The sequence below is a fragment of the Aedoeadaptatus urinae genome (assembly GCF_900155585.1).
Lineage (GTDB): Bacteria > Bacillota > Clostridia > Tissierellales > Peptoniphilaceae > Aedoeadaptatus > Aedoeadaptatus urinae.
The window spans coordinates 512,792-534,339 of sequence record NZ_LT707417.1 but is presented as its reverse complement, the minus strand read 5'-3'; the positions used below and the strand labels follow the sequence as shown (position 1 = coordinate 534,339).

General features: G+C 43.7%; 21 protein-coding genes and 2 pseudogenes. 1 reads left to right on the top strand and 22 read right to left on the bottom strand.

The annotated features are described in order from the left end of the window. Positions 1 to 17: 17 nt before the first annotated feature. From BQ7397_RS04935 to BQ7397_RS04845, 19 genes and pseudogenes are all read right to left on the bottom strand, one after another. A complete protein-coding gene (locus BQ7397_RS04935) occupies positions 18 to 764 on the bottom strand; it encodes a hypothetical protein (protein WP_077074992.1) in 747 nt (248 codons plus the stop codon). Between the two features lie 47 nt (positions 765 to 811). Beyond that, entirely contained in the window at positions 812 to 1,000 is a 189-nt protein-coding gene (locus BQ7397_RS04930) for a hypothetical protein (RefSeq protein WP_077074991.1), read from the bottom strand. Between the two features lie 164 nt (positions 1,001 to 1,164). Further along, a pseudogene (locus BQ7397_RS04925) lies at positions 1,165 to 2,424 on the bottom strand (recombinase family protein); the annotation flags it as partial. 79 nt (positions 2,425 to 2,503) lie between these two features. Further along, the gene (locus BQ7397_RS04920; protein ID WP_077074990.1) at positions 2,504 to 4,225 is read right to left on the bottom strand and encodes an ABC transporter ATP-binding protein; all 1,722 of its coding nucleotides are present in this window, start codon (positions 4,223 to 4,225) and stop codon (positions 2,504 to 2,506) included. Between the two features lies 1 nt (position 4,226). Continuing rightward, entirely contained in the window at positions 4,227 to 5,966 is a 1,740-nt protein-coding gene (locus BQ7397_RS04915; protein WP_077074989.1) for an ABC transporter ATP-binding protein, read from the bottom strand. After that, positions 5,959 to 7,413, bottom strand: a complete 1,455-nt coding sequence (locus BQ7397_RS04910) for an ABC transporter ATP-binding protein (RefSeq protein ID WP_077074988.1) — start codon at positions 7,411 to 7,413, stop codon at positions 5,959 to 5,961. Before BQ7397_RS04910 ends, BQ7397_RS04915 begins: the two co-directional genes overlap by 8 nt. After that, complete coding sequence (locus BQ7397_RS04905) at positions 7,410 to 8,084, bottom strand: energy-coupling factor transporter transmembrane component T (RefSeq protein WP_077074987.1); 675 nt, start codon at positions 8,082 to 8,084, stop codon at positions 7,410 to 7,412. The genes BQ7397_RS04910 and BQ7397_RS04905 overlap by 4 nt, the downstream gene beginning before the upstream one ends. Further along, positions 8,084 to 8,677 carry an MptD family putative ECF transporter S component gene (locus BQ7397_RS04900; protein ID WP_077074986.1) on the bottom strand — a complete coding sequence of 198 codons (594 nt, stop codon included), beginning with the start codon at positions 8,675 to 8,677 and terminating at the stop codon, positions 8,084 to 8,086. Before BQ7397_RS04900 ends, BQ7397_RS04905 begins: the two co-directional genes overlap by 1 nt. Positions 8,678 to 8,743: 66 nt before the next feature. Beyond that, positions 8,744 to 9,721 carry a helix-turn-helix domain-containing protein gene (locus BQ7397_RS04895; protein ID WP_077074985.1) on the bottom strand — a complete coding sequence of 326 codons (978 nt, stop codon included), beginning with the start codon at positions 9,719 to 9,721 and terminating at the stop codon, positions 8,744 to 8,746. Between the two features lie 5 nt (positions 9,722 to 9,726). Then, entirely contained in the window at positions 9,727 to 9,954 is a 228-nt protein-coding gene (locus tag BQ7397_RS04890; protein ID WP_068454591.1) for a helix-turn-helix transcriptional regulator, read from the bottom strand. Between the two features lie 279 nt (positions 9,955 to 10,233). Further along, positions 10,234 to 10,407, bottom strand: a pseudogene (locus BQ7397_RS09485) (23S rRNA (uracil(1939)-C(5))-methyltransferase RlmD); the annotation flags it as partial. Positions 10,408 to 10,474: 67 nt separating this feature from the next. Then, positions 10,475 to 11,035 carry a signal peptidase I gene (gene lepB, locus BQ7397_RS04880; RefSeq protein WP_077074983.1) on the bottom strand — a complete coding sequence of 187 codons (561 nt, stop codon included), beginning with the start codon at positions 11,033 to 11,035 and terminating at the stop codon, positions 10,475 to 10,477. Positions 11,036 to 11,115: 80 nt separating this feature from the next. Beyond that, positions 11,116 to 12,390, bottom strand: a complete 1,275-nt coding sequence (rlmD, locus tag BQ7397_RS04875; protein WP_077074982.1) for a 23S rRNA (uracil(1939)-C(5))-methyltransferase RlmD — start codon at positions 12,388 to 12,390, stop codon at positions 11,116 to 11,118. Continuing rightward, a complete protein-coding gene (locus BQ7397_RS04870; RefSeq protein WP_077074981.1) occupies positions 12,390 to 13,196 on the bottom strand; it encodes a CvfB family protein in 807 nt (268 codons plus the stop codon). The genes rlmD and BQ7397_RS04870 overlap by 1 nt, the downstream gene beginning before the upstream one ends. Then, positions 13,193 to 13,765, bottom strand: coding sequence for a hypothetical protein (locus tag BQ7397_RS04865; protein ID WP_077074980.1), 573 nt, complete (start codon positions 13,763 to 13,765; stop codon positions 13,193 to 13,195). Before BQ7397_RS04865 ends, BQ7397_RS04870 begins: the two co-directional genes overlap by 4 nt. Before the next feature lie 84 nt (positions 13,766 to 13,849). Continuing rightward, positions 13,850 to 14,131, bottom strand: coding sequence for a hypothetical protein (locus BQ7397_RS04860; protein WP_077074979.1), 282 nt, complete (start codon positions 14,129 to 14,131; stop codon positions 13,850 to 13,852). 70 nt (positions 14,132 to 14,201) lie between these two features. Then, a complete protein-coding gene (locus tag BQ7397_RS04855; RefSeq protein ID WP_077074978.1) occupies positions 14,202 to 14,666 on the bottom strand; it encodes a YbaK/EbsC family protein in 465 nt (154 codons plus the stop codon). Positions 14,667 to 14,678: 12 nt separating this feature from the next. Further along, the gene (typA, locus tag BQ7397_RS04850; RefSeq protein ID WP_077074977.1) at positions 14,679 to 16,499 is read right to left on the bottom strand and encodes a translational GTPase TypA; all 1,821 of its coding nucleotides are present in this window, start codon (positions 16,497 to 16,499) and stop codon (positions 14,679 to 14,681) included. A gap of 111 nt (positions 16,500 to 16,610) precedes the next feature. Then, the gene (locus tag BQ7397_RS04845) at positions 16,611 to 17,006 is read right to left on the bottom strand and encodes an ATP-binding protein (protein ID WP_077074976.1); all 396 of its coding nucleotides are present in this window, start codon (positions 17,004 to 17,006) and stop codon (positions 16,611 to 16,613) included. Positions 17,007 to 17,183: 177 nt separating this feature from the next. Here BQ7397_RS04845 and rd point away from each other — a divergent pair, with 177 nt between their 5' ends. Continuing rightward, positions 17,184 to 17,345 carry a rubredoxin gene (rd, locus tag BQ7397_RS04840; protein WP_077074975.1) on the top strand — a complete coding sequence of 54 codons (162 nt, stop codon included), beginning with the start codon at positions 17,184 to 17,186 and terminating at the stop codon, positions 17,343 to 17,345. A 39-nt stretch (positions 17,346 to 17,384) separates the two neighbouring features. Here the strand turns inward: rd and BQ7397_RS04835 are convergent, their stop codons facing one another. The 3 genes from BQ7397_RS04835 to lon form a co-directional block, all read right to left on the bottom strand. Beyond that, positions 17,385 to 18,542, bottom strand: coding sequence for a cation diffusion facilitator family transporter (locus BQ7397_RS04835; protein ID WP_077074974.1), 1,158 nt, complete (start codon positions 18,540 to 18,542; stop codon positions 17,385 to 17,387). A gap of 91 nt (positions 18,543 to 18,633) precedes the next feature. Further along, a complete protein-coding gene (gene yihA, locus BQ7397_RS04830) occupies positions 18,634 to 19,236 on the bottom strand; it encodes a ribosome biogenesis GTP-binding protein YihA/YsxC (RefSeq protein ID WP_077074973.1) in 603 nt (200 codons plus the stop codon). Beyond that, positions 19,217 to 21,547 carry an endopeptidase La gene (lon, locus tag BQ7397_RS04825; protein WP_077074972.1) on the bottom strand — a complete coding sequence of 777 codons (2,331 nt, stop codon included), beginning with the start codon at positions 21,545 to 21,547 and terminating at the stop codon, positions 19,217 to 19,219. The genes yihA and lon overlap by 20 nt, the downstream gene beginning before the upstream one ends. Position 21,548: the final 1 nt, after the last annotated feature.

Genomic DNA, 21,548 nt, shown 5'->3' with positions numbered 1-21,548 from the left:
TTATGCGCTATAGCTCCTTAGGGCTCCTTTGCCCCGTATTGATCCATCTGCTCAAAGTATGCGTCGTATTCTTCCCGAGTCATGGATTTTTCCCGAAGCCGTTCATCCATTTCCGCCTTCTCCTCTGCCGCCGGATCCACGGCGGGATCGATGGAATCAAGGGCCTTTGCATCGAAGGTGACATCTTCGTGGAAAAGCCCGAAAAGGGTGTTGTCCCGCAGATCGTACATGCCGTTGGGACCGGTCACAAATTTATAATAATCCTCCCGCGTCTTGTATCGATCCGCCCTTGGGCGAGCGAGAAACAGGACTTTCTCATTCTCGTCATTATACATCCAATCCGCTTCCGTCGGCTCCGCGTAGATGGTTTGTCTCTCATCGTCGACGACATCACCGCCGGGGATTCGCACGGTCACCGTTCTTCCCTCTTTCATTTCTCCCTTATAGACCTTCTTTACTTTAAAGACGGCGTCTCTGTAAATGGATATGTCACCGCCGCCATAGGGCGATACCTTAAAGGGCTTCGTAAAACCCAGAAAGTCTGCCGCCACGACCAAATCGGAGCTGTTTGCCATTTCATTGAAAGAAAGCTGCGGATAGTCGGTGTCCGTGGTTTTTTCGATTCGTTTATACTGATTTCGCGACGGACTTTCAGCCTCTTCTGCTTTCTGACAAGCGACCGCAAAGAGACAGATCGAAAGAACACATAAAATCGAGATCCCGCGCCTTTTTAAAAGGCGTTTTTTCTTAAATCTAATTTTCATAGAGATCGCCTCTTTTTTACCCGTCTTTCCTTCTCCGGGCCACGCCCTTAATCCCGCCGGGTCGACTCGTTTTTTTCTTCCCGCTCCAAGACCGGATGCTTTTTCAACGCGTCGCTCTTCGCCTTATAGCACACGCGAACAACGGTGTAGCACGCCAAGCTGATTGCGCCGACGGCGACGAGAAAGGCGATAATAAGTTCCATAACGAGCAAAATTCCTACCGGTGCAAAATTCATAATCTCAAGCCTCCTATTCGGACAAAGGAAATCATTTCAAGAATACTTTCTCTGTATATAACATATACCCGGCACTCTGCTTTTGGCAACACTTCCGGCTTTTATTAGAGCAATCGAATAAAAAATCGAGTAAGTCTTTTAACTTTTCTTACTCGATTGCTTCTTTATTTTCTCCTTAACACCGCCTCACACTCAACTTGTTCATCATTGTCCAAACTTATATTCAAGTCATCGTCTATAATTGGGAGCTTGAAAGTAATTGATTTTAGCCATTGTCCGTTAGGTTGTTTAGCTTCATAAACTTGAATTTCAGAAATTAAAGCTGTAATTAACTGCCTACGCTCTACATCATTCATGACTTTATAGAGTTTATCAAAATAGATCAGTACCTTAAATATGTTATCTCCTGTAAGTTTTTCAGCTTCAATAGTCTGTTTCTTTGCTTTCGCATCAATTAATGATGATTCTAATTCATCTATTTTGTCATACATGCGATAAAGTCTGTCGTCTAAATCCTGTTTCCTTCTCTTATAGTGCTTATCTTCAATATCTAAATTATCTATTTCCTCAATTAGCTTAAACTTTGTAGAATGACTCTTCCTCAATTCCTTTTGGTAATTATCTATTTCTTTTTCTATTTCAGAGGTATCCACCTTCATGTTGATTTTTTCTTGCATCATAGAAGCAAATTTCGGATTACTTACAATCTTGACAATCACCTCTGCAACAGCATCATCTAACAATTTTTCTCTAATTTGCTTACTGAATGTACACTTATGACCTCTTATCATCTGCCTATGTTTACAACCATAGTAATAAAAATCTTTATATTTTGTGCCATCTTTCTTTTTCTTGATACACTTGTTTCCAAACATTCCCACTCCACATATCGGGCATTTTACAATTCCAGAAAGCAAGTGCGTGCGTGAATCTTTTCCTTTATTCACATGCTCATATTTCTTTGCTTGAGATTTTAGCTTAACCTGAGCAGCTTGCCAAACTTCATCGGAAACTATAGCTTCATGTATCCCTTCAGATATTAGATATTCATCTTGTTCAACCTGCTTATATTCATTTCTTGTACCATGAATTTTTTCTAAAGTTCTTCTTCCAAATGCTATTTTCCCATTATATACAGGATTCTTTAATATCTTTCTTATAAGACCTGCATCAAACAAAGGATTCTTACCATTCTGTCTTGGGATTTTTCTAATTCCATGATTCTCTAAGTATCTAGATAGCCCGTTGGCTCCTATCGTAGTATTTACTTACTGGTTGAAAATCGTTCTTATGGCAATTGCCTCTTCCTCATTTATAAACAGCTTGCCATCTTCAAGTTTATATCCATACGGAGCAAAGCCACCATTCCATTTTCCTTCCCTTGCTTTTTGAATGCGACCTTCCATTGTTTGAATACGGATAGATACATAAACTTTTCCATGTTCTTCCTCCATCTATGCTTACAATTACATAAATTTTCCTCTCTTTTCCAGTTCAAAATATTCATGCACTCATATCATATAATTTTTTGTAATATCCATTTTGCTTTAATAATTCTTCATGTGTTCCTTGCTCAACAATTTTCCCCTTGTCAAAAACTAAAATATTATCACAATCTTTGATTGTATTTAACTTATGAGCAATCACAATGACAGTTTTGTTTTTTGTTATATGGCTAACCGCTTTCTGTATTAGATTTTCATTTTGAATGTCTAACGCCGAGGTAACTTCATCAAGCAAAACAATTGGTGCATCTTTAATGATTGCTCTCGCTATTGATATTCTCTGTTTTTCGCCTCCTGATAACAGCTTGCCGTTTTCACCTATTGTAGTCATATATCCATTAGGTAAATTTGACACAAAGCTATCGCAATTTGCTAATTTTGCCGCTTTTATTACTTCATCATCCGTTGCATTTTTATTTCCCAGTCGAATGTTATCCATAATTGTTCCATCAAAAAGCAATACATCCTGAAAAACTACAGAATAATATTTTAGCAAGGATTCATCATCCACATTTGAAATATCGGTTCCACCTAAAAATATATTGCCTGAACTTGCTTTATAAAATCCGGCAGCTAACTTCAATACAGTCGATTTACCCGAACCAGAAGAACCTACTAATGCCGTTTTAGATCCAGATTTTACTGTAAATGTAACATTTTTGAGAACATCTTCATCATCATATCCGAATGTTACATTATCAAACTTAATACTCATATCATCAGTTTTCGCAGAAAATGGCTCAACATTGATATGTTCTTTTTTTATATCATCCATTCTTTTAACCAATACATCTGTGGAGAAAATCTCTGTCAAAGAATTCATCAACGCATGAATAGGATCATATATTAAACCAGCAGAAAACAAGAAAATAATATATGTGAATAAATCAATTTCTCCATGCAACAGTAAATAAGCTCCTACCAAAATTACGGTTGCTATACCTAATTTGAGAACCATCTGTGCTGACGCTAAAATAGTTGCAGAAAACAATTCAGATTCTCTTTGTTTCTTTTCAAAAGCATCCAACTGAACTTTTATAGACTTTTTTTGTTTTTCCTCCAAAGAAAACGACTTTATCTCTTTAATCATTTCCAGTGTTGTTTGTATTTGATCAGATGATGCCAACTTCTCACTTTTAAATTTTTCACTGTAACTCTTTTGAAGTTTTCTGGATAATAAAACTACCGCAAAAGCAATCGGTATCACCCAAAATAATGACATTGCCATTTTAAAGTTAAATATTAACATATACAAAAAGATTACTACAGTGGACAAAACCGTCCCATAACACTGAGGAATAACATGAGCTAACGCATGTTCAATTCCTGATGTATCTGTCATTACTACGGTAGTAAGATCCGAAATATCTCTTTTCGCAAAAAACGACAACGGAAGTTTTCTTAAAAATTCCGAAATACTAATTCTTCTATTTGCACTCTCTTGGTAAATATCAATGAATGTTTTTGTGTATTCTATGTACGATAACAAAATCATAAGTAAAATAGCTGTCGCAGATACACCTAAATACATTAAAATAGGCAATTCTACACTATAATTTTTATTTGTGATGATTGAATACATCTGCGATAATACATAAGCACATATTCCAACAGGTAACATTTTAGAAATATTGGATAATGTGTTAAATAATATTCCTTTTTTAATCAGTATTGCTTCAGCATCCGACAAATGATATTTTTCTTTTATTTTATTAAACATCTTATAGCCTCCAATCTGAAGCACCTTGATATTGTTTCCACATATTTGCGTATGCTCCATTACTTTCAACTAAATCATTATGAGTACCTTGCTCAACGATTTTTCCTTTATCCATGACAATTATTTTGTCTGCATCAATTACAGTATTTAATCTATGAGCCACCAAAATTACAGTTTTATTCTTTGAAATTTCTGTAATTGCTTTATTGATATAAAACTCATTTTCAGCATCACAACCTGATGTTGCTTCATCGAAAACAATGATTGGAGAGTCTTTGACAAAAGCTCTTGCCAATGCAATTCTCTGTCTTTCTCCACCAGAAAGGAAAATCCCTTTACTACCATAAACACTATTTATACCATCCGGAAGTTTATCAATAATACTTTGACACTGCGCAACTGTAATAGCTTTATCTACTTCTTCTAAAGATGCATTAGGATTTCCTACTCTTATATTTTCAAGTAAGGTTCCGTTAAATAGTTTGCTGTCTTGGAAAACAAAGGAAATATTTTTCATAAGTTCACTATTTCTTATTTCATTTATATTCTTGCTATCAATCGTTATCGTTCCTGAGTTAACCTTAAAAAATTTCCCTATCAAAGAAAGAATGGTACTTTTTCCGGACCCTGATAAACCAACAAAAGCAACCTTTTGATTTTTTGAAATTTCAAATGATACATGCTCTATAACATTTTTTTCTTGCTCAGGATATGAAAAACAAACATCCGAAAAAACAATTTCTGTATTTTCAGGGAATTCATCACTACCATTTTCTATATATGAATCATCACAGATAATTGTTTCAATTCTATTTAAAGCTTCCTTTGCTTGAATTAAGTTCTCTCCAGTCATCATTAGCCTCATCATTGTTGTGGAAATTAAAGGGCTAAGTAATATGAAAAAAATCAAATCCAAAAATACTGCGATTGGATCGCTTGCTGAATTAAATAAAGCTACAGCTACAGCTATCAAAAACACAAAAAAACTGTTTAACATAACCCCGAAAATAGTTTTAGGCATACGACAAGCTTTTGCGTAGCCTGCCACCAAATCTCTATAACTCATAATCGTATTATGAAATTTTTTGAAACTAAATACAGTTTGCTGAAATACTTTGATAATCGGTATACCGCGAACATACTCAACAGCTTCTTTGTTCATCTGCTCTTGCAATGTCATGATTTTACCCATCATAAATTTATTTTCTCCGCCCATCATCATCTTTATACATATCGCAGAAATGATTAACGGGATAAAGCAAGCAGCACCTAATCTCCAATCAAAAAAGAAAAAACTAATTACAATGATAAGTGGCATAATTGCAGTCGCCGCAAAATCCGGTAATTTATGTGCTAAAAAATCTTCTGTTAAAATGGTGTTTTCATCAATAATTTTTCTAATCTCGCCTGTAGACTTCATTTCAAAAAAGCCTAATGGCATATCTATCACTTTATTGATTGCTTGTGATTTTAAATTTTTAGCAACTCTAAAAGCAGATATATGGGCTAAAGATAATGCCACAAAATACAAAGCAATGCTTAAAACGGATGAAATCACAGCGATTTCTCCATAATGCATAATACTTTTCGTACTTAAGTTTTCGACATATAATCTTATAATTTGATAGATACAAACTAACGGAATGATTGATATTGCAGCGCTCAAAATGGATAGTACACACGACAAAACAGTTAGATATTTGTACTTGCCGGAATACTTTAATAATCCGCTATTAAACATAGTTCTTCACCTCACCTTTTAATATTTCCATTATTTTTTCTTTATCATTCTCCGCAGAAAACTCTTTAAAAGATTGTCCGTCTAAATATAATACTTTGTTGCAAGAACTCATTAGAAACTCATAATCATGTGAAATGATAAGTATGATTTTCTGTTTTTCTTGAAGTTCTGTCATTCTTTCGGAAATAATCCTCATATTATTTCCATCTAATCCACTTGTTGGCTCATCAAACAAATATACATCCCTTTTTAAAAGTTCTGCTGCTGCAATAGTCAATCTCTGTTTCTGACCTCCTGATAAAATTTGAGGATGCAAATCTTTAGCCTCTTCCAAATGAAATTGATGCAAGATTAAATCTATATCTGCCTTTGAATCATTTAGTCTCAACTCATCTTCAAGAGAAGCCTCAAATAAATTACTGTCAGGATTGTTTGACAGATAATATACTCTTCTCTTTCTTTTTGCTTTCTTAATTTTTTCACCATTTATAGACAAATTGCCTTTCTGTTCTTTAAGCAATCCACTCATAATTTTAAATAAAGTGCTTTTACCAACGCCGTTATCTCCTATAATTCCATAAACATTTCCACTCTTAAAAGAATAACTTAGCTCACTTATGATCTTCTCATTCTTGTATGAAAAGCTTATTTTATCTAACTCCATCGAATTTACTTCTTTTATTTTCTTTGTCTTTGGGACAACACATTCTAAAGAATATGCCCTTAGCCCTGCTGTTCTAAAAAAGTCATTACTGCTTGACAGAAGTTCATTTTCCGAAAAAGAATATCTAATCTCACCATCTTCAAGGTAGTAATATTTATCAACAAGATCCTTCAGATAGTAAATTCTATGTTCGGAAATCACCATCGTTTTCCCTTGTGTTTTCAATGAAAGCATCAATTTTCTTAAAGCCTCGACACTTTTCATATCAAGATTGGCTGACGGCTCATCAAAAACATAAATCGGTGGATCAAGAGCATTTATAGAAGCAATTGCGATTTTTTGCCTTTCTCCACTTGAAAGATGAAATAAGCTCTTATCAATTAAATTTTCTCCATTGATTGAGGAAAGTGCTTCTCTAATTCTTCTCGAAATTTTTTCTCGGTCTACGCCATAATTTTCCAATCCAAATACAATTTCATCTTCTACATTTTCTGCAAAAAATTGACTTTTAGGATTTTGAAAAATTGAACCCACTCTTCTTCCTATTTCGTACAATTCTTTTTCACATGGATTCATGCCATCTATTGTAATGTTTCCTTTTAGCTTCCCGCCATAAAACTTATACGCAAGCCCATTGATAATCCTGGTCAGCGTTGTCTTTCCACATCCACTGGCTCCAATGAAGGCTACAACTTCTCCCTTTTTAATTTCTATGTTGATATTTTCAATAATATTTCGGGAGTCCTGATTATATGAAAAACTTACATTTTTAAGTTTGATCATCTCATCATCACTCCTTCCATAAAGTACAAACCTACCGTAAGCAGAACAGTCAATATAACTACAATAGAATCAATTTTTCTAAATTTTATTTCTCTTCTTGATGTATGTTTTCCATTGGCAGAGATCCCTCTTACTTCAGATGCCGCAGCCAATTCCTCGGCAATTTTAGAAGAAGAGAACATCATAGGTACAAACAAATATTCCATTGTAACAAACGGCTTTCTAAAAGAAATTAAGCCTCTTAATTTTAATGAATCAATAATCTCCGAAAATTGACTTCTTACTACCGGAAAAAACCTCATCATAAAAATAAGTGGCAATGCTATATTCCTATGGACTTTCATTTTCTTCATCACAGCCATCAATTCTCCCGGAGGTGTTTTTATAATCGGTATGACAGACAAAATAATAACTAATGTCCTGATAATTATAAAAAGAAACATTTCAGGAAGCATAATTCCAAATCCGTTTCCTTTTGAAACCAATCTCATAATGCTAATGATTGCTATCGCAAACACAATTTTTACGGTAGATTTGCTATATCCTAATACGGCAACATATAGTAATAGGATGACGGTCAGCAAAAAAAATACAGTATCTTTGGACAATACCGAAGCCAAAAATACTGTACTAAAAAATACCGCAACTTTGGAGCGTAAGTCCAAATGCATTACTTTATTATACCTGTCTTTTTAAAGTGTTTTTCTGTCATCTTATTTCCTAAATAGCATCCAATTGCAGCCGCCACCACAGTTAATGCTAAAGAAATAATAACCCACTTCGCATCTGTATAATATTGTGTTTGAATCTGAACCTGTTCCGGAGACACCCCTGTTTTAATAAACGCATCTTTGAAAAACCATATTTCACTCATTCCATGCGCAGCTCTTGTAAGAGATGTAATAATCCAAGCAATCGTAATTCTTTTTATATTCCTATAACTATCAGTGCCTATCATGGATAATTCTGCGATGATACCACCACCTACAAACCAAGGAATCATAAACGGTCCCATAAACACAGTTGCCAAAACTGCTTGTAAGATATTATAAATTAGAGCAACTCCGGGCTTTCCAACTTTCATCGCCATATAAACGAAAAAAGGTCCCAAAATTAACGCTGTAAACACCGCATTGAAAATCATGTTAAAAAATAGAGATGCTCCTGTGATCATCGAAAAAGCTATAAAGACCACAATCATAATTGCAGAAAAGATTCCTATAGTTGCTAAATCTTTTATGGATAATTTTTTTGTGCTTTCCATAAACATTCCTCCTTTTCTATAAGCAATATTTATGTTAGCACTATCTAACTCAAATCGCTTGCTGAATCAGACCAGATGTGCTGTTTTAGATATTTTTTTATATTCCGAAGGAGTCAGATTATACCTTTTTTTGAACGCATTGGAAAATTTAGAATGATCCGTATATCCAACTTGAATTGCAATCCCTGTTATAGACAACGCCGAGTTTTTCAACAAAAGTGCTGCCTCTTCTAATCTCTTTTTTATTATCGTGTCATTGATCGTTTCACCATATATACTCTTATAACAGTTTTTCATTGTAGTAATTTTTATATTGAATGTTTCAGACAGTTTTTCATATGTTATTGTTTCAGTGAAATTCTGCAATACATATTCATTTATCTTTTTCGCAATTTCAATATTATTTTTGGCAAAATATTGTCTATCGCTATAAGACATATTATTTTTAACTGCTGTGAGATATAAGAATAATTCTTGGAATTTTACCTTTAAATATCCGATTACAATATCATCAGGGACTTTATACATTTCAAAAAAAATATGCTCAATCTCTGATGTTGCTCTCTGTATAAAAAGTTTATTTTCATAGCAGAGTTCATTTAAAACAACCTCATAATCAATTTCAAACATTTTTTCCAAAAGATGTAATTCTTCATCAAATTCAGATGGCGTTATACAAAAAGTAACGCCGTGATAATGACTAATGGGGAAAAATGATTCTTTAGAGCTGTTGCTTATTAAGTTAATCGCAAAATCTCCAGCTTCCATGTATGTTACAGTTCCATCTCTTAATACGCATTCAAATCTTCCTTCTCTGCAATGATTGATTTCATATCGTCTCTCATTAAGAGAATTCTTAGGAATACTACTTGTAATTTTTGATGTGTGTATATCGTTATAAAATACTTTCACTCCCTTATAAATCTCATATTCTGTAATCACATATTTACCATTTTCCAAATCACAACACTCGTAAATCCTGCTCCTTGAATTTTCTATTATTTTTTTCTTATTTCTTCCATAAAGATGGTTCATATAATCCATATTATTTACCTTAAAATCTCTTTCCTATCATCATCGTAATTCTCTTCAAGACAAAATATTTTTTCTATTGGACACCCAAATATTAAACTGCACTTATATGCAACTTTTATTGATGGATTAAAATGCCCATTTTCTAAAGAAATTATTGTTCTCGTAGAAACTCCTAATTTAGTTGACAATTCCTTTTGGGTCCACTGCTTATTTTCTCTTAATTGTTTAAGTATATTTTTCATGAACTCCCTCATCATAAAAAAGTGAAGTACGCTTCATGTGCGAAGTATACTTCACTTTTAGAAAAAAGTAAATGCCTGACTACTTAATCAAAATATGATTTTTTTACTATTTATGTATTTATGATATAATATTCTCAATCAATCAAATATAAGCTTAACGCTTGTTACTCTAATTATTCTTTTATAGCAAGCACAGTAAGTGTACGGACACTTACGGAAAATTGACGAAGCAGCCCTTGGGGATCTGCTTCTTTTTTTATCTTGAATTGTCAAGTCAAGTGCAATATATAATGTCGGAACTTTTAATTTAAATTTATTCCAAACATATTCTTTGATTTGAGCATATGTTGCCTCACTTTCAGCACTTGTCAAATCAAGCTCATCCAGCTCAATTTCAATATTTATATGCTTATCGACATCGAGTTTGGACAAAAGCGCTACCGTCTCCACCGCCAACCTATGGGGAAATATGTCGATGGGGATAAGGGGCTCTATATGGAATTGTTCTTTTAAATAGTATTTAATTAAAATGTCTTGTTTTTGTTAATGGGAAAACTCGATAACTCACTTTACCTACGACATTCTTAAAAGGAACGTCGCCAAAAGTCCTACTATCAATGCTTCCTCCGGGCTCCCTATTATCGCCAACGACAAACAGTTCATCATCCGAAATAGTATGAGGCCCGGCCAAATGAATTGCCTCCGTGTACAAACCATCTTCGATGTATGCTTCATTTAGAGGTGTGTCGTTAATATATATCTTGCCTTCTTCTATGCTTATCTTATCACCCGGTAAGCCTATTACTCTTTTAATGTATAATTTTTTACTATATTTAGTTGGAGGAGAGAAAATAATAATGTCTCCCCTCGTGTGTTTATTAGGGTTGATGATATTTTCGTATTTTTTGACAATTAATAAGTCTCGATCTTCAAAGGTAGGATGTATAGAACTTCCGTCAACACGAACAGCCTGAAAAATAAAGGTTCTTATGAATAGGGCCAACAAGAACGCTGCTACTATGCATAAAGCCCACTCTCTTAGATTTCTTGCTATATTCGAATTATTAGTAGTGTAAAACATTTTTTCATTATTCGTCTCCCTACTATGGCTTCGTTTCGCTTTTTAACTGTCACAAAATAGTTCACACATTCGAGTAACCTTTATTTTCTCCTCAACACCGCCACACACTCCACCGCAGCCGTATGGGGGAACATGTCGATGGGGGTGAGGGATTGGATATGAAATTGTTCTTTTAACAGGGCCAGGTCTCGCGCCAAGGTGGATGGATTGCAGCTGACGTAGATCATGGTCTCAGGCGACGCCTCCATGGCGCTTTCGATGACGGCGGGATCGAGCCCGGCCCGCGGCGGATCCACGACGAGGACGTCCACCTTCTCCTCTTCAGCGATGCGGGGCATGATCTTCTCCGCCGTCCCGGCGATGTAGCGCACGTTCGTCACGCCGTTATCCTCCGCCGTCTTTCGTGCGTAGTCTACGGAGGCTTGGGCGTACTCGTTGGCCACGACGGCCGTGGCTTGTTCGCTTAAGGGCAGGGTGATGGTGCCGATGCCGGCGTAAAGTTCCACCACGTTTTTCCCCGGCGCTGCGGCGCCCACCACTTTTTCGATAATGGCCTCGGCGCCCATGGGGTTCACCTGAAAGAAATTGGCGCCGAAGATGCCGTAGTCGTAGCCGGCCAGGGTCTCGATGATCTCTTTCTTTCCGTAGAGGTGTTCCATTTTCCTGCCGTAGTGGAAGCGGGGATTGGTATTTTTCGTGTAGTACAAACTGTCCACCCCAGCTTCCACGGCAAAGGCCACGGCGCCGTGAAGAAGGCTGTCGCTCATATCCTTGGGCCCGGACAAGATGACCATGCTCTCGCCCCGGCGGGTGGTCCGTATGCCCACGAGGGCCACGTCGTCCAGCCACTTTTCCCCCTGCATGGCCGCGAGGATTTCATTGGCCCGATCCGTCTGCATTAAACAGCGCTTCACGGTAATAGCTTCGCCGCCCTTGCCGTAGAGGGTGAGCTTTCTGTCTCTCACGTGAAATTGCATGTGGTTGCGGTAGCCCGTGCTCTCGCCTCGCAGGGTGACGGGATCCACGGTGACGTCCACGTCGCCGATACGGGCCGCAGCATCGGCCACCCGCCGCCGTTTCCAGCTCAGCTCCTCTTTGCGATCCAAGGACAAAAAGGCGCAGCCGTTGCAGTTCGTATAGGGGCAGGGATTTTTTACACGGTAGGGCGATTTTTTCTCGTAGGATGTAATTTCTCCTTCGAAAAAGCGCTTCTTCTTTTTCACGATGGTCACATCCACCACATCGCCGATTTCCCCGCCGTCTAAAAAGACCACGGCGCCGTCGGCCTTGCCCATGCCACGACCCCGATAGTCGTAGTCCGTGACGGCGAGACGCACCTTGTCGAAGACTTCCATTACTTCCGTCTCGTTTCCGTGGGCCCGGGAACGGCTTTCCCTTCTTTGTAGAGCTTGCCTACGGCCCGCTTAAAGGCTTTTTTCGTCATGCCCGTGAGCCGCTTGATCTCCTCGGGATCGGATTTGTCACCGACGGGAAGTTTGCCTCCCATTTCATCCATGAGGCCCAGAAGCACGTCGGAGTCTTGAAGCATTTGCACGTGGGCGAAGTCACGCAGAGAGAGGGTGAGTTTGCCGTCGTCAAGCACATTGGCCACCCGCACCTCCACCGTGTCTCCGGCGCGGTAGATGCCCTTCATCTCTTGCTTGGGAATACGGCCGTCGTAGATGTCGTCCACGGCGACGAGGATGCCGCTCTTGCCTACGTGGTACACCGTACCCCTGACCCGATCCCCTTTCTTGTAGGGGCTGTTTGATTTCAACGCCTCTTTAATTTCCATGGACACGGCCAGGCGTTCGGACTTGTCCACGTACATGGTAAAGAGATAGCTTTCCCCTTCGGCGATGCGCTCCGTGGCTTCGGAGAAGGGGAGCAAAATATCTTTCGGCGCGTTAATGCCGACGAAGTAGCCGATTTTCGACTTGGCCACCACCTTCAGCTTGGCCACTTCCCCCACTTGAATGAAGGGCGCCTCCAACATGCCGACGATCTGTCCGTTGTTTTCCCGGTACAGAAACACATCCCGCACCTCGCCGTCTTTGCCCCGCAATTCGCCGTGAATGGGCACTTCCTTTTCGCCGTCGGTGGCCCAAAGGTATTTGCCCTTTTCAACCAGTTTTAACTCTTGTACTTTTCCTAATTTCATTTCTTCCCTTTCTCCAATAGCCCTCTGGCCATGTGATCGTAAATATCGTGACCCCGCCCCTGTAGGGTGGAGCCCAGCTCGTAAAAGGCGTAGCTGCCTCCCTCGCTCTTTAAGAGGGCGTCCAGGGCGTAGTAGCTGAACGCGTCGTGGCGTCCTAAATTTTCCACGATGACTCGCGCCTGGGTCTTGTGGGACAGATCGGTGTAGCGGGTCAAGTAGATGCCGAATTTTTTAGCCTCGATCACCTCGCTGTCCCGCATAAGCAAAATGGCGAGGCCTAAAAAGGGCCGGTCCATTTGATCCAAGGCGAAGAGCCACTGCTCGAAATGACCCACGGCTTCCAGTGCCCGGTGGGTTTCAAAAAAGCGGTCGATGTGCTCCAGGGCAAAGGCTTCTCTGCCGAAGTATTCCATAATGCCCACGTCCAGTGCCTCGGTGTTCACAGGCGTCGGCGTGATTTCCTTGTTGAGCACGGCCCATTCGTAGCTGCCGTCGTCGCCGATGTCCGCCCGGGGATCGGCGGCGATCTTTTCGTATAAGGTCTTCGGTTTTTTCTTTAATCCAAACATAGCGCCTCCTAAAATTATTTTCCCACAGCCTCTTCTCAAAAGCAAACAATGGGCATGGAAAAAGCTCCGGCCGAAGCCGAAGCCTTACATAAACTGCGCGATGTCATTTAATTTATCTGCAATCCACAGGCGAATGTCCGGGAGATGCTCCACGACGGTTGTGCCGAAAAGCGACAGGCGGCGCACCAGCTCCTGCCCCTGCCCTTGGGGGTCGCTGATGAAGCCGTCGAGAAAGCCCAGCTTGGCGAGCACGGCCAAGAGGATGACGAGAAAAATCAAGCGGCGCACCCGGCGACGGCGACGCTTCCTGCGCTTCTTTTCCTTTTTTCGATCCACGGCGTCCTGAACCATACTTGTCATTTCCATAGACTCCCTCCTTTTTTACCAGTATATCAGATAATATCCAAGGCATGGCAAAGAGGCGGGAAAGCCTCGGCTATTTCGATACGTCGACGAAGCCTTCGCCGTCCACGGCGTCGATTAATTCGTCTACGGCGAATTTCGATACGGCGTAAGCGGAGCCGCAGGCGGGATAGACCACGTCGTAGACCTTTAAGCTTTCGTCCAAGTATACCTTCACGCCCTCGTTCACGCCGAAGGGGGTGACGCCGCCGACTTCGTGGCCGATCTCATCGGCGACCTCCTCGGCGGAAAGCATTTTGGCCTTGATGTGGAAGGCAGCCTTGAACTTTTTATTGTCCACCCGCTTGTCCCCGGCCATGACGATTAGAATCGGTTCCTTCTCGGCATTGCGGAAGGTAAGGGACTTGGCGATCTCCCCCTCCGTCACGCCTAAGACGGCGGCGGCCATAGGCACCGTGGCCGTGGATTCTTCCGTTTCGATAAAGTGATCCGTCAGGCCCTTTTTTTCTAAATAGGCGTAGGCTTTTTCCCTGGACATGGCATCCTCCTATTACTTGTTCTTGTTGGCTTTGTAGCGCTTGTTGGAATCTAAAATAGTCTTTCTGATTCTGAAGGACTTCGGCGTAATTTCGATAAGCTCGTCCTCTTCGATAAACTCGATGGCTTCCTCCAAGCTTAAATCTCGAATAGGCGACAGGCGCAAAGCGTCGTCGCTGCCGGAGGCGCGGACATTGGTTTGCTTCTTCGTCTTGGTAACGCTGACCTCCAGATCCAAGCCCTTGGGAGAGGAGCCCACCACCATGCCGGCGTAGACCTCTTCCCCCGGTTCCACGAAGAGATCCCCACGGTCTTGGGCGTTGTGCAGGCCGTAAGCCGATGCGGTGCCCGTGTCGAAGGAGATGATGGAGCCGGTTTTGCGGCGGGGAATGTCGCCCTTATAGGGGGCGTAGTTTTCGAATTGGGAGTTCATAATGCCGTTGCCCTTGGTATCCGTAATAAATTCCTGACGGTAGCCGATGAGGCCCCGAGCGGGAATGCGAAAGACCAGGCGGGAGTAGCCGCCGTCCGGCTCTTGCATGGTTAAGAGCTCGCCCTTGCGGCGGCCCAGCTTTTCGATAATGGAGCCGATAAATTCCTGATTCACGTCGATGGTGACTTTTTCCATGGGCTCGAGGCGCTTGCCGTCGACGATTTTGTAGAGAACCTCCGGCTTGGAGACTTGGAATTCGTAGCCTTCCCGGCGCAGATTTTCGATTAAGACGGAAAGGTGCAGCTCGCCGCGACCGCTGACCTTAAAGGCGTCGGTGCTGTCCGTGTCTTCCACCTTTAAGCTCACGTCGGTTTCAAGCTCCCGATACAGGCGGGTCCTGAGTTGACGGGAGGTGACGTAGTCCCCTTCTCTGCCCGCAAAGGGCGAGTCGTTGACGGAGAATGTCATGGCCAAGGTGGGCTCGGAGATTTTTACAAATTCCAAGGCCTCGCCCTCGTCGGGATCGGCGATGGTGTCGCCGATGTTAATGTCCTCGATGCCGGTGACGGCGACGATATTGCCGGCGTAGGAAATATCTTTTTCCTCCCGATCCAGACCTTCGAATTCAAACATTTTGTTGATCTTCACCGACTCCCGCTTGTCGGGATCGTTGGCGTTTAACAGCACCATGCTGTCGCCCTTTTTAATGGTGCCGTTTTCGATGCGGCCGATGCCGATACGGCCCACGTATTCGTTGTAGTCGATGGTGGAGATCAAAAGCTGAGCGGGCTTATTCGCATCGCCCGTCGGCGGGTCGATGTGTTTTAAAATCGCTTCGAAGAGAGGCTTCATGCTGTCGCCCTTCACATCGGCAGACTCCGATGCCCAGCCTTCCTTCGCCGAGGCGAAAATAAAGGGGGAATCCAGCACGTCTTCGTCGGCGCCCAGCTCGATAAACAGATCCAACACTTCGTTTTCCACTTCGTCCGGGCGTGCGCCGGGACGGTCCACCTTGTTAATGCAGACGATGACCTCCAGGCCCAGCTCGAAGGCTTTCTTTAAGACGAATTTCGTTTGAGGCATGGGGCCTTCGAAGGCGTCCACCAAGAGGACGACGCCGGAGACCATTTTAAGCACCCGTTCCACTTCGCCGCCGAAATCGGCGTGACCCGGCGTGTCGATAATATTGATCTTCGTATCCCCGTATTGAATCGCGGTATTTTTCGACAGAATGGTAATGCCCCGTTCTTTTTCGATGTCGCCGGAGTCCATGATCCGATCCGCTACCACTTGATTGTCACGGAACACGCCGGATTGCCTGAGCAGGACATCGACCAAGGTGGTCTTCCCGTGGTCGACGTGGGCAATAATGGCTATATTTCGAATATCTCTTTGTTCCATAAACTTCCTTTCTCGGCAAAAGCCGCCATAAAAATAGGATCGGTTTGCCCAATCCTTCAACTAATCTATTATACAGCATTTCTCCCTTTCAAGAAAGGCTATTGCCGCGATTTATACCAAATCCATTAAACAGCGAATCACATTGCCCTTGTACTCCACGGAGCGGCAAATAGATTCCACGATAAACAGCCCCCGCCCGCAGCAGCTGTCGGAGGTGCATGAAAAATCCTTCGACGAATAGTAAAAGCCGTCGCCTTCGTCTCTCACGGCGATGCGCATAAAAGTAGGCTCCATGTCGATGCGCAAGTGGACCCGCTTGTTTCGATTCCACGCGTTTCCGTGATCGGCGCCGTTGACCATGAGCTCGTCGATGATCAGGCGAATATCATATTGTAAATCCCTGTCGGGAATGTACGATGCGATCTCTGCCATGGCTTCTGCGATAAAGCCGCGCAAGGACACCATATCACTGGCAACGGACCCCTGGAAGGTACGTACTTGTCTCATTTCTTTCACCCCTATAGCTTCTTATTACCCAAGAACCGGGCGCGAAAACAAGGGCGCGCAATTTTATCACAGTCATTTTCTTCAAGGGGAAATTTTCATTTCAATCTGTTACTTTTCTCTCGTCCCGGGTATAATATAACCACGTTGACAAGTTAACTATTGAAAGGAGTTCAACACATGGACAAATACGAATGCCAATTATGTGGTTACATCTACGATCCCGCTGAAGGCGATCCGGACAACGGCGTAAAAGCCGGCACCGCTTTTAAAGACCTTCCCGCTGATTGGGAATGCCCCCTCTGTGGCGCAAGCAAAGACGACTTCGAAAAAGTCGAATAATAATTAAATACAAAAGACGCGGCCTGTGCCGCGCCTTTTTTATTGCTTGATTTTATATGAGTCGCTGACGTCCACATCGGGAACGATTTGCAAATCGTATTGGGGATAGAGGCCGTTGATCTCCTCGTACAAAATTTTCAGCGCTTCCTGCGCTTCTACATCGAAGCTCAAAACTACATCCAGATGAATGATCATCCGCTCCTTGTCTACATAAAATCCGTGCATCTGCAGCGCCCAGTCGTGGCTCATGACCGCGTGGTGAATGGCATTTTGCATGCGAGCCGCTTCTTTGTCGGAGGTGTTGTAGGAATAGACGCCGATGCCCGTCATAATGACGCCGGTTTTTTTATAAATTTCAAATTGCAGACGGCGAATCAAAAGGTCCACTTCATCTACTGTCATGGTGTCCGGCAACTCCACATGGGCCGTGCCGTAGTATTTATCAGGTCCGTAATTAAAGAGGAAGAGGTCGTAGGCCCCGTTAACTTCTTCCGCTTCGTTTAACACTTTTTTTACCCGGGCCACCATGGCAGGGTCAGATCGATGGCCGATTAAATCGTCCAATGTATCGGACATCATGTCGAAGCCTGCCTTGATAATGAATGCGGAGAGCAATACGCCTACATAAGCTTCGAGGGACAAGCCTAAAAATCGATTCAAAAGCGCCGATAGCAAGACAGAGGCGGAAAGGATGGCGTCAAAGGAGGCATCAGCTCCCGAAGCGACCAGGGCCCCGGAGTTCACCGCCTCGCCTTTTTTCTTTACATAACGTCCCAAAATCAGCTTTGTCCCAATGGCTACGGCAATGATGATTAAGGACACGATGCTGTAAGAAGATGCACTCGGGTGCAGAATTTTTTTCACCGACTCCACTAAGGAGGTAATCCCGGCGTAGAGCACCAAGGCCGCGACGATCATGGCGCTTAAATACTCAATGCGACCGTAACCCAAGGGGTGTTTCTTATTCGGCGCCTTGGCACCGAGCTTGGCCCCGACAATGGTCACCACGGAAGATAGGGCGTCGGTTAAATTATTTACCGCATCCAAAATAACGGCAATGGAGTGGGATGCCGCACCCACGACGACTTTAAATGCCGCTAATAATACATTGGCCAGTATGCCGACGATACTGGTCTTAACGATGACTTTTTCTCGATCTGCGGTCGCAATAACCAAATTCGAATCGTCGTGTTTCATAAGCACCTCTTTTAATCTTCTTATTGTTTATCTTATTCTATCACGCCTGAATACACAGAAAATCCATTGAGCCTACGCCCAATGGATTCCCTTACGCCTTTTTCTTGTAATAGGCGACCATGTCCTCGATAATATCCCACAGCTCGTCCACGTTTTCTTTCGTCACGGCGCTATAGGGCACGATGAGGTCGTCGTAGGGGACGTGGAGGGCTTTTTTTATAACAGAATAAGCCTTCTGCCTTTGGTTCTTCGACAGCTTGTCCGCCTTGGTGGCGACGACGAGTCCGGCGAAGCCGTTGTCCAAAATCCAGGCGTACATTTCCTTGTCCTTGGCCGAAGGTTCGTGGCGCATATCCACGAGAAGGATGAGCTCCGCCAAATTGTCCCGGCTCTCCAAGTATTCGTTAATGGTCTTCGCCCAGGCATCCTGATCTTTCTTCGACGCCACGGCATAGCCGTAGCCCGGCAGATCCACGAGGCGCAGATCGTCGTTGATGCGGTAAAAATTAATGGTGCGGGTCTTCCCCGGCTTGCCGCTGGTGCGGGCGAGATTTTTTCTTCCCAACATGGCATTGGTAAAGCTGCTCTTGCCCACATTGGAGCGGCCGCAAAAGGCGAACTCGGGCAAGTCCGCCGCCGGATACTGATCCTTTTTCACGGCGACCTTTTCTAATTCACACTGACGTATCTTCACGTACCATCGCCTCTTTCAATACTTCGTCCATATGCTCCACGCCGATGACGCGGAGTTTTTTAATGGAGGGGGAGTCCATGTCCTTCAGATCTCTGAGATTGGCCTTGGGCACGAGAACGGTCTTCACGCCGCCCCGCTGAGCCGCCAAGAGTTTTTCCTTGAGCCCGCCGATGGGCAGCACCCTGCCCCTCAGGGTCACTTCACCGGTCATGGCGACGAAACGACTGACCGGGACTTTCGCTATGGCGGAGTAGAGGGCCGTGGTCATGGCGATCCCAGCCGATGGACCGTCTTTCGGCGTGGCGCCGTCGGGGACGTGGATGTGAATGTCGTGCTTGTCCTTGAAGTCTTCGGGAAGGCCCAGTTTATCTTCCATGCTCCAAATATAGGTGAGAGCCGCCTGGGCCGATTCCTTCATCACATTGCCCAGCTGGCCGGTGAGTTGAATCTTGCCTTTCCCCGGCACGATATTCACCTCGATACCCAGGATCACGCCGCCCACCGCCGTCCACGCCAGGCCGTTGACGTAGCCGATGAGATCTTCCTCTTCCACGACCTGACCCAATGCTTTCTTTTCGCCTAAATATTTATTCAGATTGCGATTGGTAATGTGGGCCTTGGTCTTTTTCGTCTCCAAAAATTCCAGATTCACCTTGCGCACGATTTTCGCCAGTTCCTTGTCCAGCATGCGCACGCCGGCCTCTTGGGTGTAGTTTTCGATAATGGTGTCGATAGCATTATCCGATATGGTCATGTCATCCGCCTTATAGCCCACGTCCTTTAAATGCTTGGGCCACAAGTGGCGCTTGGCGATTTCTTTTTTCTCCTCCGGGGTGTAGCCGCCGATGGAAATAATTTCCATGCGGTCCAATAGAGGAGCGGGAATGGTCTTGGTGGTGTTGGCCGTCGTAATGAAGAATACCTTCGACAGATCGAAGGGGACTTCCATATAGCGGTCGGTAAAGGTATTGTTTTGCGCCGGATCCAAAACTTCCAAGAGCCCGGAGGCCGGGTCGCCTCGGTAGTCGTTGCCCACTTTGTCGATCTCGTCTAAGAGAAAGAGGGGATTGTTTTTCTTCGCCTCTTTCATCAGAGTGATCACCCGACCGGGCATGGCTCCCACATAGGTTCTGCGGTGGCCGCGAATTTCATTTTCGTCGGTCATGCCGCCCAGGCTCATGCGCACATAGGGCTTGTTCAGGGCTTCCGCCACGGAGGCGGCGATGCTGGTCTTGCCCACTCCCGGCGGGCCCACGAGGCAGAGGATGGGGGACTTGGCTTCCGGAGATTTCTTTCTCAGGGCGATAAATTCCAAAATCCGCTCTTTAATATCCTTCAAGCCGTAGTGGCCCTCGTCTAAAATCTTTCGGGCTTCCTTTAAGCTGTGCTCCTCCTCGGCCTCGTCGCACCAGGGCAGATCCAAAATCCAATCCAGATAATTGGTGAGCCCCGCATACTCCGGCGACGCGGCGTTCATGCGCTCCAGCTTTTGCAGCTCCTTTTCCGCCTTGTCCCGCACGTGATCGGGCAGGGCCTTTTCTTCCAAACGGCGACGATACTCCGCCGCCTCCTCTTCTTCCTCGCCGGTGAGTTCCCTTTGAATGGCCTTCATCTGCTCTTTGAGGAAAAATTCCTTTTGGTTTTCGTTAATGGTGTGCTTCACCTTGTCGTCGATGGCGTTTGAAATGCTTAAGAGCTCGTTCTCACGCATCAAAATGCTATGCAGGCGCATGAGCCGTTCTTTCAAATCCAAGGCGTCCAAAATACTTTGTGCGTCTTCCGCCTTCATATTCACATAGCCCGCCACGGTGTCTGCGAAGGCCGCCGGCGTGTCGTAATTGATGACGGAGTCCAAGAGGCCGGGATAGATCTTGTTGTTCTTTTCGATGTACTCGTCCAGATCGTCTTCCGTGAGGCGCAAGAGGGCTTCCATTTCCGCCTCGATATCCTCTTCCTCGTCTTCGTAGCGCTCCACTTCCGCTTCCATCCACTTGCCGGATGTATCCACGGATTGAATCACGCCCCGGGCCACGCCTTTGACCAAGACCCGCACCAAGCCGCCGGGCAAACGCAGGATCTGATTGATCTTGCAGATGGTGCCAGTCTCGTAAAGGTCTTCGGCCTCGGGCTCTTCCAGCTCGGGATCTCTCTGCGTCACCACGAAGAGATAGCCGTCTGAGCCGTCCGCCCGCTCGATGGCCGCCACGGACTGCTTCCGCGCCGCGTCGAAATGGGTGATGACGTGAGGCAGGATCACCAGATCCCTTAGGGCCAAAAGGGGAAAAGTTCCGTTTTCCGTTTTTATTGCCATA

Bases quoted from the DNA above. Each gene is read 5' to 3' on its own strand.
- BQ7397_RS04900 (WP_077074986.1), bottom strand. From the start codon at position 8,677: ATGGAAAGCACAAAAAAATTATCCATAAAAGATTTAGCAACTATAGGA.
- BQ7397_RS04935 (WP_077074992.1), bottom strand. From the start codon at position 764: ATGAAAATTAGATTTAAGAAAAAACGCCTTTTAAAAAGGCGCGGGATC.
- BQ7397_RS04860 (WP_077074979.1), bottom strand. From the start codon at position 14,131: ATGGAAATGACAAGTATGGTTCAGGACGCCGTGGATCGAAAAAAGGAA.
- rlmD (WP_077074982.1), bottom strand. From the start codon at position 12,390: ATGGAAGTCTTCGACAAGGTGCGTCTCGCCGTCACGGACTACGACTAT.
- BQ7397_RS04930 (WP_077074991.1), bottom strand. From the start codon at position 1,000: ATGAATTTTGCACCGGTAGGAATTTTGCTCGTTATGGAACTTATTATC.
- BQ7397_RS04855 (WP_077074978.1), bottom strand. From the start codon at position 14,666: ATGTCCAGGGAAAAAGCCTACGCCTATTTAGAAAAAAAGGGCCTGACG.
- BQ7397_RS04870 (WP_077074981.1), bottom strand. From the start codon at position 13,196: ATGAAATTAGGAAAAGTACAAGAGTTAAAACTGGTTGAAAAGGGCAAA.
- BQ7397_RS04865 (WP_077074980.1), bottom strand. From the start codon at position 13,765: ATGTTTGGATTAAAGAAAAAACCGAAGACCTTATACGAAAAGATCGCC.
- lepB (WP_077074983.1), bottom strand. From the start codon at position 11,035: ATGTTTTACACTACTAATAATTCGAATATAGCAAGAAATCTAAGAGAG.
- lon (WP_077074972.1), bottom strand. From the start codon at position 21,547: ATGGCAATAAAAACGGAAAACGGAACTTTTCCCCTTTTGGCCCTAAGG.
- BQ7397_RS04915 (WP_077074989.1), bottom strand. From the start codon at position 5,966: ATGTTTAATAGCGGATTATTAAAGTATTCCGGCAAGTACAAATATCTA.
- BQ7397_RS04905 (WP_077074987.1), bottom strand. From the start codon at position 8,084: ATGCATTTGGACTTACGCTCCAAAGTTGCGGTATTTTTTAGTACAGTA.
- BQ7397_RS04890 (WP_068454591.1), bottom strand. From the start codon at position 9,954: ATGAAAAATATACTTAAACAATTAAGAGAAAATAAGCAGTGGACCCAA.
- BQ7397_RS04910 (WP_077074988.1), bottom strand. From the start codon at position 7,413: ATGATCAAACTTAAAAATGTAAGTTTTTCATATAATCAGGACTCCCGA.
- rd (WP_077074975.1), top strand. From the start codon at position 17,184: ATGGACAAATACGAATGCCAATTATGTGGTTACATCTACGATCCCGCT.
- BQ7397_RS04845 (WP_077074976.1), bottom strand. From the start codon at position 17,006: ATGAGACAAGTACGTACCTTCCAGGGGTCCGTTGCCAGTGATATGGTG.
- typA (WP_077074977.1), bottom strand. From the start codon at position 16,499: ATGGAACAAAGAGATATTCGAAATATAGCCATTATTGCCCACGTCGAC.
- BQ7397_RS04835 (WP_077074974.1), bottom strand. From the start codon at position 18,542: ATGAAACACGACGATTCGAATTTGGTTATTGCGACCGCAGATCGAGAA.
- BQ7397_RS04895 (WP_077074985.1), bottom strand. From the start codon at position 9,721: ATGGATTATATGAACCATCTTTATGGAAGAAATAAGAAAAAAATAATA.
- BQ7397_RS04920 (WP_077074990.1), bottom strand. From the start codon at position 4,225: ATGTTTAATAAAATAAAAGAAAAATATCATTTGTCGGATGCTGAAGCA.